The organism is Burkholderia seminalis DSM 23518, from assembly GCF_902832885.1.
Taxonomy (GTDB): Bacteria; Pseudomonadota; Gammaproteobacteria; order Burkholderiales; family Burkholderiaceae; genus Burkholderia; species Burkholderia seminalis.
In genome coordinates this window covers 264,539-276,584 of record NZ_CADFDK010000002.1, presented here as the reverse complement: position 1 = coordinate 276,584, position 12,046 = coordinate 264,539, and the positions used below count along the sequence as shown (strand labels likewise).

Here is a 12,046-nt window from a genome sequence, read left to right as displayed (position 1 = left end):
TCGTTATTGATTCAAAATTCTGATGAAGATCGATACGCTCGGTGTCCAGGCCTTCGTCGCGATCGCCGACGGCGGCAGCTTCCGGCAGGCGGCCGACACGCTGCACGTCACGCAAACGGCGATCACGCAGCGGCTGCGCAAGCTCGAATCCTATCTCGGCGTCGCGCTGGTCGAGCGCACGACGCGCCGCACCACGCTGACCGAGATCGGCCGGCGCTTTCTGCCGCAAGCGCGCCGGCTGCTGAACGAGTTGTCCGACGCGCTGACCGAAATCCGCGAGACGGGCCTGAGCCAGCGCGGCGACGTCACGATCGCGTGCGTGCCGACGGTCGGCGTGCAATACCTGCCGCGCATCCTGCGCGCGTTCTCCGGGCATCGCCCGCACGATCGCGTGAAGATCCTCGACCATGCGTCGGCGTCGGTGCTGCAGGCCGTGCTGCGGCGCGAAGCCGAATTCGGCATCAGCATCGCCGGCGACCAGCATCCCGAACTTGTCAGCGTGCCGCTCACGCACGATCCCTACGTGCTCGTGTGCCGCGACGATCATCCGCTCGCGAGGCGCCGGCGCATCCGCTGGGCGGCGCTGCAGCCGCATCCGCTGATCTTCGCCGGCGAGGTGAGCGGCAATCGCGGGCTGCTCGAAGGCGCGCTGAAGACGAGCGGCGTGTCGCTGCATTCGTTCTACGAAGTGCAGCGCAGTTCGACGGCGCTCGGGCTCGTCGCGGAAGGGCTCGGTGCGGCCGTCGTGCCGAAACTCGCAATCCAGAAGAACGCGTATCCGATGATCCGCACGATCGAGCTCGTCGAGCCGTCGGTGTCGCGCACGCTCGTGCTCGTCACGCGCAAGAGCGCGCAACTGTCACCGGCCGCGCGTGCGCTCTACGACATGATCGTCGAGCGGGCCGCGCCGGGGCGGTAACGCGCGCCATGCGGGCGTTGCCTGTGCCGGCCGGTCGTCCGCGATGTCGGCAGGCGTCAGGAAGTAGCCCGCACCGCCACGCAGCGCTCAAAGCACCTTGACCATGAACACGCGCGCCGCGCCTTCGGGCTCGCAAGGCACTTCGCCGAACGTCTCGTAGCCCTGCTTCCGGTAGAAGTCCGGTGCCTGGAACGAGATCGTGTACAGCACCGCACGCGCGCAGCCGCGCCGCTTCGCCTCCGCTTCGGCCTCGCGCAGCAGCCGGCTGCCGAATCCGCCGCCGCGCAGCGATTCGGGCAGGTAGAACAGGTCGATGAAAAAGAGGCCGAGCGACGTGCGGCCCGTCAGGCCGCCCAATATCTCGCCGGTCGCGGGATCGGTCACGTAGACGTCGAGCGCGGCCGAGTCGGCGCGCCCCGTCATCGCATGGTTGAATTCGCCGAGCTTGCGGCTGATGAAATGGCGGGCGGCCGGCTGTTCGGTATCGGTCAGTTGCAGGGTGACGTCGGCAGGGGTAGTCATCGGGCGAACGCGTGCGTGAATGAAGCCGCCGGGTGCGCGGTACCCGCGGCGGGCGTCGCATGACTATAGCGCGCCGCCACACGCTCACGCCACCGAGAACGCCGCCTTTCGGGCGGCCGTGCGGTGCCGCTCGCGCGTCCGCTGCACCCTCGGCGGCCGGCGCACGTCGGGCGCATGCGGCACCGCTGCCACCGCGCCGCGCAAACGTCAGAACGGCTTGGTCGGCAGGTACTTGCCGTCGAGCGTGATCACCGCACGCGAACCGCCTTCGGGATCGTCGACCTTCTTCACGTCGAGCCGGAAGTTGATCGCGCTGATGATGCCGTCGCCGAACTTCTCGTGGACGAGCGCCTTCAGCGTCGTGCCGTACACCTGCAGCATTTCGTAGAAACGGTAGATCGTCGGGTCGGTCGGCACGCGATCGTCGATGCTGCCGCGCAGCGGGATCGTCTGCAGCAGCAGTACCGCATCGTCGTCGAGGCCGAGCTTGTCGGCGACCACGCGCGCCGCATCGGCCGGCAGCGCATGCTGGCCGAGCAGCGCGGCGGTGACGAACGCTTCGCTCAGGCCCGTGCCTTCGGTGAGCTCGGCGAACGACAGGTTCTTGCGCGCTTTCGCGAGCACGACGGTTTCCGCAAGCGCGTGGCGGGCAGTCTGGCTGTGCTGGGACTGGATCATGGCAATTCCTCGTGGTGGGGTGGGAGCAATCCGGATTCAGGCCGCGGCGGCAAGCGTCGCGGGAGTCGCGCGGACACCGGGGTGGTCCGCGAGGGGCACGAACCGGCCGGCCGCGCCGTCGTAGGCGTCGATACAGCCCGATTCGATGTCGTAGACCCAGCCGTGCAGCGCGAGACGTCCTTCTTCGAGCGCGAGCCGCACGGCGGGGTGCGTCTTCAGGTTGGCGAGTTGCGCGACGACGTTCTCGCGCACCATCGAGTCGATCAGCTCGCGTTCGCTGCGGTGCGGGCGCGCCTCGTTCACGACGCGCGCCGAATCGGCATAGCGCAGCCAGTGGCCGACGGCCGGCATGTGGTCCAGGCACTGACAGGTCGCGATCGCGGTCATCGCGCCGCAATCCGAATGACCGCAGATCACGACGTCGGTCACGCGCAGCGCGGCGACCGCATATTCGACCGACGCCGACACGCCGCCCGGCTCGGGGCCGTACGACGGCACGATGTTGCCGGCGTTGCGGATCACGAACAGGTCGCCCGGTTCGCGCTGCGTGACGAGCTCCGGCACGAGCCGGCTGTCCGAGCACGAGATGAACAGCGCACGCGGGTGCTGGCTGCGCGCGAGATCGCGGAACAGCGCGGCGCGTTCCGGATACGCGTCGCGCTGGAACTTCAGGAAGCCTTCGATGATGTCCTTCATCGCGTGTTCTCCGGTGCAGGTGGAATCGGTGAAGGGCAGGTTACGCCGCGCTTCCAATAACGTAAAAGACTGATTTATGATCAATCGGATAAGTACGCCTTATAGGAATCGCCATGCTGCTGCGCCATATCAACTACTTCCTGGCCGTCGCCGAGCACCGCAGCTTCACGCGCGCGGCCGCCGCGCTGCACGTGTCGCAGCCCGCGCTGTCGCAGCAGATCCGCCAGCTCGAGGAGACGCTCGGCGCGCAACTGTTCGACCGCACCGGGCGCGTCACGCGGCTGACCGATGCCGGCGACGTGTATTTCCGCTACGCACGGCAGGCGCTGCACGATCTCGCTGAAGGCCGGCGCGCGATTCACGACGTGCAGGATCTCAGCCGCGGTTCGCTGCGGATCGCGGTCACGCCGACCTTCACGAGCTATCTCGTCGGGCCGCTCGTCGAGGCGTTCCACGGCCGCTATCCGGACGTGACGCTGTCGGTGCGCGAGCTGTCGCAGGAGCGTATCGAGACGCTGCTCGTCGACGACGAGCTCGACGTCGGCATCGCATTCGAGGACGTGCAGTCGGCGGATATCGCAGTAGAGGCACTGCTGGTCGAAACGCTCGCGCTCGTCGTGAGCCGTCGGCATGCACTCGCGGGAAAACGCAAGGCCGGCCAGCGCGCGCTGCACGACGCGTCGCTCGTGTTGCTCACCGCGGAGTTCGCGACACGCGTGCAGATCGACCGCTATTTCCGCGAGCACGATGTGCAGCCGCGCGTGCTGATGGAGGCGAATTCGCTGGGTGCGGTGATCGAGATCGTGCGCCGCACGAACCTCGCGACGCTGCTGCCCGCGACGATCGCGACGGGGCATGACGATCTCGTCGCCGTCGCGCTCGATCCGGCCGTCCTGCGGCGCACGGCCGTGCTGCTGCAGCGCAAGGGCGCGTACCGGAGCGCGGCCGCGCGTGCGTTCGTCGAGCTGGCGCTCGCGCTGGGGGCGGGGAAAGGGAAAAAAGAAGGCGAACCACGTCCGGCACGCCCAGGGACGGCCGGATCATGAACGCCGGCGCTACGCCGGATCGGCGCGAACGATCGCGTCAGTTGTACCCGAGAATCGCCACCGCCGCGACCTCCGGCCGATCGAGCGTATTCCCGACGAGCGACGTCATCGGTTCCTGCAGCACGGCCTGATACGACGTCACGCGCGCCGCTTCCGGCACACCGGCATCGTCCGATGCCGGCTCGTCGGACGCTGCATCGAAACCGCTGTAAAACCCCGCTTGATTCTGCGAAAAAGTCATCTCCACTCCTTTCCTTGATTGTGTTCTTGATCGGCTAACCGACGCGCTTCAACGCCGTCACCTGCACGGGCGCACCGTCATGCGCGGCTTCCGACCGCGCAAGCTGCGCGCGTGTGCGCCGCGTGATGTGGATCACCGCGAACACGACCGGTGCGATCAGCAGGCCTTCCGCCAGCTCCGGATCGACCGGCAGGTTCATCACGTGCAGCGCCTTGAACGCCGCCGTCGCGAGCGACAGCACGTAGTACGAAATAGCCGCCACCGACAGACCTTCGACCGCATGCTGCAGATGCAGCTGGTTGAGCGCGGTGCGCTCCATCCCGGCCAGCAGGCGCGTCACGTCCTTTTCCTGCGCGAGGTTCACGCGCGTGCGCAGCAGGTCGACCGCGCGGGCGATCCGCGCGGCGATCTGCTCGTGGCGCGCCCATACGCTGCGGCACGTTTCCATCGCCGGCGCGAAGCGCCGCTCCATGAATTCGGCGATCGTCGGCATCCCTTCGATCCGCTCTTCGCGCAGTTCCTGAATGCGCGCCAGCACGAGCTTTTCGTACGCGCGCGACGCACTGAAGCGTGCGCCGGCCCCCGCCAGCGACTCGACCCGCACCGCGAGATGCGTGAGCTTGACGAGCAGCGCCGTGTCGTCGCCGTCGGCGCCGCTCGCGTCCATCCGCTGCATCAACGCATGCAGCGCCGCGTGGATCTCGTCGAGCTCGCGGCTCATCCGGCGCGCGACAGGCAACGCGAGCAAGGCCATCATCCGGTACGTTTCGATTTCATACAGGCGCTGCAGCAGGCGGCCGCCCTGCTCCTCGCGGAAATCCTCGTCGATGACGAGAAAACGCATGAAACCGTCGTCGCGCACGTGCCAGTCGCAGAACACCTTGCCGCCGCCGAGCACGTTGCTGCCGACGAGCGCGGGCCCGTCGATCCAGCGCCGCAGGTCGCCGCACACGCGTCGCGCGGCGTCGCCCGACAGCAGTTCCATCCTCACCGCGACGAAACGGATGCCGGCCAGCCGCGCGAACCACGCGGCCGGAATGCCTTCGATCGCGAGATCGTCAAAGTAGCCGGTGTCGCGACGCGGCGCGACGAACGTGAAAGTCGAGAATTCGGTGTGACGCTCCCACTTCAGGTGCCAGCCGCACGGCGACTGCACCGCGTGGTGCGTCGCGCCTTCGTGCGGCGCGGCAATGCCGGTGTCGCGGCACAGCGCGTGCAGCAGCGTTTCGTGGATATCGGGCTGGCCGTCCGCGTAGATCGCGTAGTGCGTGAGCGACACGGCTTCGGCGAGCCGCAGAAACGGCCTGGCATGCAATTCGGCGGCCAGCGCGGCGCGCAACGGATGGTCGATCATCGATACCCCACGCTTCCTCGTTCAGTGCTGCACACCGGGTCGACCGGCCTGAATGCCGCGCCACCCGTGGGCAGGACGCCAGCGTGATCGCACTATGGCAGACACACATCAACAATAAAAACGCATAATGTTGATCGTTACGTTCAGTTTTCCTGATACCGATGAAGATGCTCGATCACGACGTGCTGGCCACCGTCGTCGCCGTCGCGGAGACCGGCAACATGACCCGCGCGGCCGAGGCCGTGAACCGCTCGCAGTCTGCCGTGAGCATGCAGATCAAGAGCCTGGAGGACGCGATCGGCCGGCCGCTGTTCGTGCGCAAGCCGCGCAGCATCGTGCTGACGCGCGAGGGCGAGGTGCTGCTGGGATTCGCCAGACGAATGCTGGCGCTGCGCGACGAGGCGTGGGCGGCCGTGGTGCGGCCGGAAGTGACCGGCAAGGTCGTGATCGGCGTGCCGGACGACTACGCGTCGTCGCTGCTGCCGTCGGTCCTGAAGAAATTTTCGGCGACCTATCCGAAGGTCGAGATCCAGGTGATGGGGTTGCCGAGCAGTGCGCTCGCGCCGCTGATCAAGGAAGGCACCGTGGATCTCGTGTGCGGCACGCGCATCAAGGGGCTGACCGGCGACTTCATCCGCCACGAGCCGATGGCGTGGGCCGCGATGACGAACGGGCCGCGCGTATGGGAAGAACGGCCGTTGCCGATCGCGGTGTTCATGCCGGGCAGCGTCGCGCGCGAGAACGCGATCCGCAGCCTCGAACGCGCGAAGGTGCCGTACCGCACGTCGTATGAAAGCCCGAGCCTGCTCGGGCTGCTCAGCATGGTCGAGGCCGGCCTCGCGGTCGCGCCGCTCGCGCGCTGCGCGATTCCCGCGCAACTGTCGATGCTCGGCCGCTCGCACGGCTTGCCGGACCTGCCGCCGCTCGAACTGATCCTCGCGCGCAGCACGAAATCGAAGCGGCCGCCGTGCGACTTTCTCGCGGAACAACTGATGGAAGACCTGCAGCGCCAGACCGGGCAGACCGGCGACGCGTGATCAGCGCGTCGCGCCGAACCCTGCCGCGCCCAGCGCCGCGTTGACATGCGCGGCGACCGCATCGACGAGCGCTTCGAGCGTGTCGCCGCACACGTACCGGTGTTCCGGCGCCACGTGCTCGGAGCGCCGCCCGCCCCACTGCGCGCCCGATGCGACCGACAGCGTCGCACCGAACCGGTGGCCGTGGCGGCGCCCGAAGATGCTCACGCGCCGCTCGGCCACATACGCCTGCTCAGGCAGATAAAGCCGGATCTCGACCGCCACCTGTGCGGGATCGTTGACGCGCGCGGCCGGGCTGACCGTCGCGCCGAATACCTTGCCGATCCGCCAGATCACGCAGGTCTCCCACGCCGCGAGCGGGCCGCCGATCGCGTCGACCCGTTCGGTGTCGACCGACCACTGATGCCGGGGCGGCAGGACGATCGCTTGATGCAGCAGCACTTCGGCCACGCGTACCGTCGTCAGCAGCTGACGCGCGAGTTGCTGCCCTGACGGCAGCGATGCCGTCCGCGCGCGGCGGCTTGCCGGCCGCGCGACACGCACTTCTTCCGGGATGTACATGGTCACTCCGTATTCAGGGGGTAGCGCCGCGCACGACGCGGCGCGCGAACCTCCGGCGCCGCCGGCCGATGGACAGCCATGGCGACCGGCGATCCGGCGGCGGAGCAAACGAACCGTCTGTGTACGAGCAACAACCGTTCCCCGCGTCATCGGGCCCGCGGCCCGACATGCAACCGGCGCGCGACGGGCCCGATCACCGCATCGGCCTGCTGCGCGATCAGCATGTGCAGCGTGAAGTCCAGGTCTTCCGGCGCGATCTCGAAATGAACGTGGATCACGTCGCGCACCGCGCGGGCGCGGACGACATACACGCCGAGCGGCGAATGCAGCAGCGCCGCGAGCCGCTCGCGCGCGTGCTCGCCGGAATCGGCCGTCAGCGTGACGGGCAACTGCAGGCGCGGGCGCGGCGGCGGCAACGGAATGACGCGGGTGCGGGTGCCGGCGCGCATTTGGCGGCCGGCGACATCGAAGGCGGGAAAGGGATGGATGAAGGTCATGGAGCGGACGGGAGCCGTCCCGGCTGTTCGACATGTCCCCCAGCTTAGAAGAGACGGCATAAACGTCGTGCAAAAAAATGCCGCGGCGACGCAAAAAACGGCATGCAGAGCGCAGCGCGCCGTACCGATTCGACCCCACGCCTCCCCTGCCGCGCGACCGCTGCGCTATGCAAACGCCTCGAGCGACGCGCGCCGTCGTTCGTCGACCATCGATTCGATCAGCGACACGAGATCGTCGGTCAGCGGATCGCAGATGCCGGGCGAGCGATGCAGTTCGAGATCGGCCGCCGGCAGCGGCGGGAATCCGTCCGCCTCGCCAAGCACGCGCCAGTTCTCGGGCAGCGTGCAGCGATCGATCATCGTCACGGCCGCGCCATGGTTCACCGCGATCTTGATGCCGGTCGGGCTCTGGCTCGTATAGACGACATGACACGGCCGCTCGGCGCTCGCCAGCGCCTGCAGCCCGCGCTGCCGGTAACAGCACGTCTCGGGAAACAGCGCGAGCGGCACCGACGCCCGCGGGCCGAGTGCAAAATCCCGATGCGCGGCCCACACGACGTCGTGACGGCCGAGCAGCCGCCCGCCCGCATTCGGCCCATGCCGCACGACGAGCGCGACGTCGAGTTCTCCGGCCTGCAGCCGGTCGAGCAACTCGAGCGACGTGCGGCAATGCACGTGCAGGCGCGCCCCCGGCCGCATCGCATAGAACGACTTCAGCAGGTCGGGCAGCCACAGCTCCGCGTAGTCCTCCGGCAGTCCGAAGCGCACGATGCCTCGGTCGCTGCTCGCCTGCTTCAGCGCGAGGATCGCATCGTTCTGCACCTGGATGATCCGCCGTGCGTGGATCAGGAAGTTCTCGCCGTCGCGCGACAGTTCGAGTCGCCGGCTGTTGCGCATGAACAGATGCGTGTCGAGCCGCTCCTCGAGCGTGCGGATACGCAGGCTGATCGTCGACTGCGTGCGATGCAGTTGCCGCGCCGCCGCGGTGAAGCCGCCGCTTTCGACGACCGCGACGAATGCGCGGATCAGCTCCGGATCGAGGGAACTGAGCTTCGACCAATCGGGCTTCTGAATGGCAGCCATCGAAATTACTCGCTTTCGAAAATGGAAGGGACGACGAAAGATAGGGCTTGGAGTACGCCGATTGTTGTCCAGACGCGTCCGGCCCTCCAACCCCCGCCCGGGTATGACAAACCCGGAGCCGGTACGCGAACGCCCACCCGCCAACCCCATCGCGCCTGCCGTCACGATGGCGGCCGCGGGCCGCCCGGCGGGCGTTTGCGCACCGGGCCCAGGGCATTCCCGGAGACGACGAAAACTCATACCTCGATCAGAAAACATCGATTCACCGGCCGCGTCGCGGCCCACCACAATCGCCTCACACCAACTTCATCGACGAGACATCGCAATGACCGCATCCCAATCCAGGCCGCTCTACATCGGCGAAGGCTTCGAAGGCCCCGGCGTCAACCTCGCGCACATCAACGTGCTGGTCGGCCCGCGCAACGGCCCGGCCGGGCAGGCGTTCGCGACCGCGCTCGCGACGCCGTCGGCCGGGCACGCGCCGTTCGTCGTGATCGCTCAGCCGGGCGTGCCGACCAAGCCGCTCACGCTGTACGTGAACAAGGCGCAGATCGCCAACGACTTCCACGGCAATGCCACGTGGGGCGCGTCGCAGGCGGGCATCGCGAAGGCCGTCGCCGAAGCGCTCGAGAACGGCACGCTGCCGCCGGAAGCGGAGAACGACTGGGTCGTCGTGTCGGCGAACTGGGTCAACCCGCGGGCCGACGACCTCGACGCGGTGTTCGAGAACAATTACCGCGCGTGCCGCAACGCGATCGTCGCCGCGATGGAAGGGCTGCCGCATCGCGATGCCGTGTTCGCCGCCGCGCGCGACGTGTCGAACCCGTTCTACACGCCGAAAAAGAACTGACGGACCCAGACAACATGCGGCCGGCGAGGCCGCTCCAGGAGGAAGCATGGAATACGTCCGCCTCGGCCAGTCCGGCCTGAAGGTGTCCCGCCTGTGTCTCGGCACGATGAACATGGGCACGCCCGAGTGGAAGCCGTGGATCTTCGACGAGGCGCAGAGCGAGCCGATCGTGCGCCGCGCGCTCGACGCCGGCGTCAACTTCGTCGATCTCGCGGACTTTTACTCGACGGGGGTCGGCGAGGAAGTCGTCGGCCGCATCCTGAAGCGCAACGCGCGCCGTGAAGAGCTCGTCGTGACGACCAAGGTCGGCTACGACATGGGCAGCTATCCGAACGCGGGCGGCCATTCGCGCAAGCACGTGCTCGACGGTATCGACGGCTCGCTCAAGCGCCTCGGGATGGATTACGTCGACATCTTCATGCTGCATTTCTTCGACGTGAACACGCCCGTCGAGGAAACGATGAGCACGCTGCACGACATCGTGCGCGCGGGCAAGGCGCGCTACATCGGCGTATCGACGATGTACACGTGGCAGTTCGCGAAGATCATGCAGGCATGCGAACGAAACGGCTGGGACAAGCCGATCAACATGCAGCTGCAGCTCAACCTCGCGTATCGCGAGGAAGAGCGCGAGATGGTGCCGTACTGCATCGACCAGGGCGTCGGCGTGTCGGTGTTCAGCCCGCTCGCGCGCGGCCTGCTCACCTGCGAGCCGCAATCGACGCGCAACCAGACCGACTTCTTCACCGCGCAGATGTATGGCGATATGTCGTCGCTCGCGATCGCCGCGTCTGTCGCGAAGGTCGCGAAGCGGCGCGGCGTACTGCCCGCGCAGATCGCGCAGGCCTGGGTGCTGAGTCGCCCGGGCGTCGCGAGCATGCTGGTCGGTGCGGATTCCGTCGCGCAATTCGACACGGCACTCGGCGCGCTCGAAACGCAGCTCACCGAAGACGAGCTGCACGAACTGGAGCGCAACTACACGCCGTGCGACCTGATCAACGACTACACGGCCGGCAAGCGCATTGCGCGCGAAGCGCGCCCGGCGCAGGGCAGTTTCGCGGCAGACTGAAGCACTGAGGGAACGACACACGATGAACGAATTTCTGAGGACCGGCCACTACATCGGCGGCGAATGGCATGAACCGCACGGCGCGAGCGACGCAACCTATCCGGTGCTGAACCCGGCGACCGGCGAGACGATCGCGAAGGTCGCGAAAGGCGGCGCCGACGACACGCAGCGCGCGATCGATGCGGCTTCGCACGCGTTTCCCGCGTGGCGCGCACTGACCGCGAAGGAACGCGGAGCCCGCGTGAAGCGCTGGGGCGAGCTGATGCTCGAACACCGCGACGCACTCGCCGAATTGCTGACGCGCGAACAGGGCAAGCCGCTCGCGGAAGCACGCGGCGAAGTGGCCTATGCGGCGAGCTTTCTCGAATGGTTCGCGGAAGAAGCGAAGCGCATGTACGGCGACGTGATCCCGAGCCCGAAGCCGGATTCGCGGATCGTCGTCACGCGCGAACCCGTCGGCGTCGTCGCGGCGATCACGCCTTGGAATTTCCCGCTCGCGATGATCACGCGCAAGGCCGGCCCCGCGCTCGCCGCCGGCTGCACGATGGTGCTGAAGCCGTCCGAGGAAACGCCGCTGTCCGCGTTCGCGCTCGCGGTGCTCGCCGAACGCGCGGGCGTGCCGGCCGGCGTGTTCAACGTCGTGTCGGGCGATGCGGTCGCCATCGGCGAGACGCTGACGAGTTCGTCCGTCGTGCGCAAGCTGTCGTTCACCGGCTCGACGGGCGTCGGCAAGCTGCTCGCGAAGCAGTCGGCCGACACGCTGAAGAAGCTGTCGCTCGAACTCGGCGGCAACGCGCCGTTCATCGTGTTCGACGATGCCGATCTCGACGCGGCAGTCGTCGGCGCGATCGCGTCGAAGTTCCGCAATACGGGGCAAACCTGCGTATGCGTCAACCGCTTCCTCGTGCAGGACGGCGTGTACGACGCATTCACGCGCAAGCTGGCGGACGCCGTGCGCAAGCTGCGCGTCGGCAATGCGCTCGCCGGTGAAGTCGACCAGGGGCCGCTGATCAACGAAGCGGCGCTCGGCAAGGTCGAGCGGCACGTGGCCGATGCGACCGCGAAAGGCGCGCATGTGCTCGCCGGCGGCAAGCGTCACGCGCTCGGCGGCACGTTCTACGAGCCGACCGTACTGACCGGCATGACGCCGGACATGCTGATCGCCGAAGAAGAAACCTTCGGCCCCGTCGCGGGCTGCTTCCGCTTCGCGACCGAGGACGAAGCCGTCGCCGCGGCCAACGACACGCCGTTCGGGCTCTCCGCGTATTTCTACACGCGCGACCTCGGCCGCGCATGGCGTGTATCGGGCGCGCTGGAAAGCGGAATGGTCGGCGTCAACGACGGGATCATCTCGACCGAAGTCGCACCGTTCGGCGGCGTCAAGCAATCCGGGCTCGGCCGCGAAGGCTCGAAGTACGGCCTCGACGAATACGTGGAACTCAAGTACACGCTGATGGCCGGCCTCGGCCGCTGACCGCGCCCGGCGGTCGATC

Annotated in this window: 14 protein-coding genes; 6 read left to right on the top strand and 8 right to left on the bottom strand. The window is 67.7% G+C overall.

What is annotated here, in order from left to right:
* The first annotated feature begins 22 nt into the window (after nucleotides 1-22).
* Nucleotides 23-919 carry a LysR family transcriptional regulator gene (locus HWX00_RS07670; RefSeq protein ID WP_034188520.1) on the top strand — a complete coding sequence of 299 codons (897 nt, stop codon included), beginning with the start codon at nucleotides 23-25 and terminating at the stop codon, nucleotides 917-919.
* 87 nt (nucleotides 920-1,006) lie between these two features.
* Here HWX00_RS07670 and HWX00_RS07665 read toward each other — a convergent pair whose 3' ends face one another.
* The 3 genes from HWX00_RS07665 to HWX00_RS07655 all read right to left on the bottom strand — a co-directional run bounded on the left by HWX00_RS07665 (nucleotide 1,007) and on the right by HWX00_RS07655 (nucleotide 2,815).
* Entirely contained in the window at nucleotides 1,007-1,441 is a 435-nt protein-coding gene (locus tag HWX00_RS07665) for a GNAT family N-acetyltransferase (protein WP_034188521.1), read from the bottom strand.
* Nucleotides 1,442-1,648: 207 nt separating this feature from the next.
* A complete protein-coding gene (gene cynS / locus HWX00_RS07660) occupies nucleotides 1,649-2,119 on the bottom strand; it encodes a cyanase (protein WP_124608152.1) in 471 nt (156 codons plus the stop codon).
* Nucleotides 2,120-2,155: 36 nt separating this feature from the next.
* Complete coding sequence (locus HWX00_RS07655; protein WP_175027055.1) at nucleotides 2,156-2,815, bottom strand: carbonic anhydrase; 660 nt, start codon at nucleotides 2,813-2,815, stop codon at nucleotides 2,156-2,158.
* Between the two features lie 113 nt (nucleotides 2,816-2,928).
* On the opposite strand from HWX00_RS07655, the gene cynR reads away from it, so the two are divergent.
* Nucleotides 2,929-3,861 (top strand): transcriptional regulator CynR, encoded by a 933-nt coding sequence (gene cynR / locus HWX00_RS07650; protein ID WP_034188524.1) that lies wholly within the window; start codon nucleotides 2,929-2,931, stop codon nucleotides 3,859-3,861.
* Nucleotides 3,862-3,898: 37 nt separating this feature from the next.
* Here cynR and HWX00_RS07645 read toward each other — a convergent pair whose 3' ends face one another.
* Nucleotides 3,899-4,102, bottom strand: coding sequence for a hypothetical protein (locus tag HWX00_RS07645; RefSeq protein WP_034188525.1), 204 nt, complete (start codon nucleotides 4,100-4,102; stop codon nucleotides 3,899-3,901).
* A 34-nt stretch (nucleotides 4,103-4,136) separates the two neighbouring features.
* Entirely contained in the window at nucleotides 4,137-5,456 is a 1,320-nt protein-coding gene (locus tag HWX00_RS07640) for a DUF3422 family protein (RefSeq protein ID WP_175027054.1), read from the bottom strand.
* Between the two features lie 161 nt (nucleotides 5,457-5,617).
* On the opposite strand from HWX00_RS07640, the gene HWX00_RS07635 reads away from it, so the two are divergent.
* The gene (locus tag HWX00_RS07635; protein WP_027782171.1) at nucleotides 5,618-6,493 is read left to right on the top strand and encodes a LysR family transcriptional regulator; all 876 of its coding nucleotides are present in this window, start codon (nucleotides 5,618-5,620) and stop codon (nucleotides 6,491-6,493) included.
* Here HWX00_RS07635 and HWX00_RS07630 read toward each other — a convergent pair whose 3' ends face one another.
* The 3 genes from HWX00_RS07630 to HWX00_RS07620 all read right to left on the bottom strand — a co-directional run bounded on the left by HWX00_RS07630 (nucleotide 6,494) and on the right by HWX00_RS07620 (nucleotide 8,634).
* The gene (locus HWX00_RS07630; RefSeq protein WP_175027053.1) at nucleotides 6,494-7,054 is read right to left on the bottom strand and encodes a hypothetical protein; all 561 of its coding nucleotides are present in this window, start codon (nucleotides 7,052-7,054) and stop codon (nucleotides 6,494-6,496) included. It lies immediately after the preceding gene.
* 146 nt (nucleotides 7,055-7,200) lie between these two features.
* On the bottom strand, nucleotides 7,201-7,551 hold the full coding sequence (locus HWX00_RS07625; RefSeq protein ID WP_034188528.1) for a hypothetical protein: 351 nt from the start codon (nucleotides 7,549-7,551) through the stop codon (nucleotides 7,201-7,203).
* Nucleotides 7,552-7,716: 165 nt separating this feature from the next.
* Nucleotides 7,717-8,634 carry a LysR family transcriptional regulator gene (locus tag HWX00_RS07620; protein ID WP_124670157.1) on the bottom strand — a complete coding sequence of 306 codons (918 nt, stop codon included), beginning with the start codon at nucleotides 8,632-8,634 and terminating at the stop codon, nucleotides 7,717-7,719.
* Between the two features lie 325 nt (nucleotides 8,635-8,959).
* Here HWX00_RS07620 and fae point away from each other — a divergent pair, with 325 nt between their 5' ends.
* Genes fae through HWX00_RS07605 form a run of 3 tightly spaced genes read left to right on the top strand, consistent with a single transcriptional unit; the run spans nucleotide 8,960 to nucleotide 12,027 of the window.
* Entirely contained in the window at nucleotides 8,960-9,484 is a 525-nt protein-coding gene (gene fae, locus HWX00_RS07615; RefSeq protein WP_049033642.1) for a formaldehyde-activating enzyme, read from the top strand.
* Nucleotides 9,485-9,530: 46 nt separating this feature from the next.
* Entirely contained in the window at nucleotides 9,531-10,553 is a 1,023-nt protein-coding gene (locus HWX00_RS07610; protein ID WP_175027052.1) for an aldo/keto reductase, read from the top strand.
* A gap of 22 nt (nucleotides 10,554-10,575) precedes the next feature.
* Complete coding sequence (locus HWX00_RS07605; RefSeq protein WP_175027051.1) at nucleotides 10,576-12,027, top strand: NAD-dependent succinate-semialdehyde dehydrogenase; 1,452 nt, start codon at nucleotides 10,576-10,578, stop codon at nucleotides 12,025-12,027.
* Nucleotides 12,028-12,046: the final 19 nt, after the last annotated feature.

What these genes read in the sequence shown, in the direction of transcription:
- HWX00_RS07670 (WP_034188520.1), top strand. Translation starts at nt 23, where the DNA reads ATGAAGATCGATACGCTCGGTGTCCAGGCCTTCGTCGCGATCGCCGAC.
- HWX00_RS07665 (WP_034188521.1), bottom strand. Translation starts at nt 1,441, where the DNA reads ATGACTACCCCTGCCGACGTCACCCTGCAACTGACCGATACCGAACAG.
- cynS (WP_124608152.1), bottom strand. Translation starts at nt 2,119, where the DNA reads ATGATCCAGTCCCAGCACAGCCAGACTGCCCGCCACGCGCTTGCGGAA.
- HWX00_RS07655 (WP_175027055.1), bottom strand. Translation starts at nt 2,815, where the DNA reads ATGAAGGACATCATCGAAGGCTTCCTGAAGTTCCAGCGCGACGCGTAT.
- cynR (WP_034188524.1), top strand. Translation starts at nt 2,929, where the DNA reads ATGCTGCTGCGCCATATCAACTACTTCCTGGCCGTCGCCGAGCACCGC.
- HWX00_RS07645 (WP_034188525.1), bottom strand. Translation starts at nt 4,102, where the DNA reads ATGACTTTTTCGCAGAATCAAGCGGGGTTTTACAGCGGTTTCGATGCA.
- HWX00_RS07640 (WP_175027054.1), bottom strand. Translation starts at nt 5,456, where the DNA reads ATGATCGACCATCCGTTGCGCGCCGCGCTGGCCGCCGAATTGCATGCC.
- HWX00_RS07635 (WP_027782171.1), top strand. Translation starts at nt 5,618, where the DNA reads ATGAAGATGCTCGATCACGACGTGCTGGCCACCGTCGTCGCCGTCGCG.
- HWX00_RS07630 (WP_175027053.1), bottom strand. Translation starts at nt 7,054, where the DNA reads ATGTACATCCCGGAAGAAGTGCGTGTCGCGCGGCCGGCAAGCCGCCGC.
- HWX00_RS07625 (WP_034188528.1), bottom strand. Translation starts at nt 7,551, where the DNA reads ATGACCTTCATCCATCCCTTTCCCGCCTTCGATGTCGCCGGCCGCCAA.
- HWX00_RS07620 (WP_124670157.1), bottom strand. Translation starts at nt 8,634, where the DNA reads ATGGCTGCCATTCAGAAGCCCGATTGGTCGAAGCTCAGTTCCCTCGAT.
- fae (WP_049033642.1), top strand. Translation starts at nt 8,960, where the DNA reads ATGACCGCATCCCAATCCAGGCCGCTCTACATCGGCGAAGGCTTCGAA.
- HWX00_RS07610 (WP_175027052.1), top strand. Translation starts at nt 9,531, where the DNA reads ATGGAATACGTCCGCCTCGGCCAGTCCGGCCTGAAGGTGTCCCGCCTG.
- HWX00_RS07605 (WP_175027051.1), top strand. Translation starts at nt 10,576, where the DNA reads ATGAACGAATTTCTGAGGACCGGCCACTACATCGGCGGCGAATGGCAT.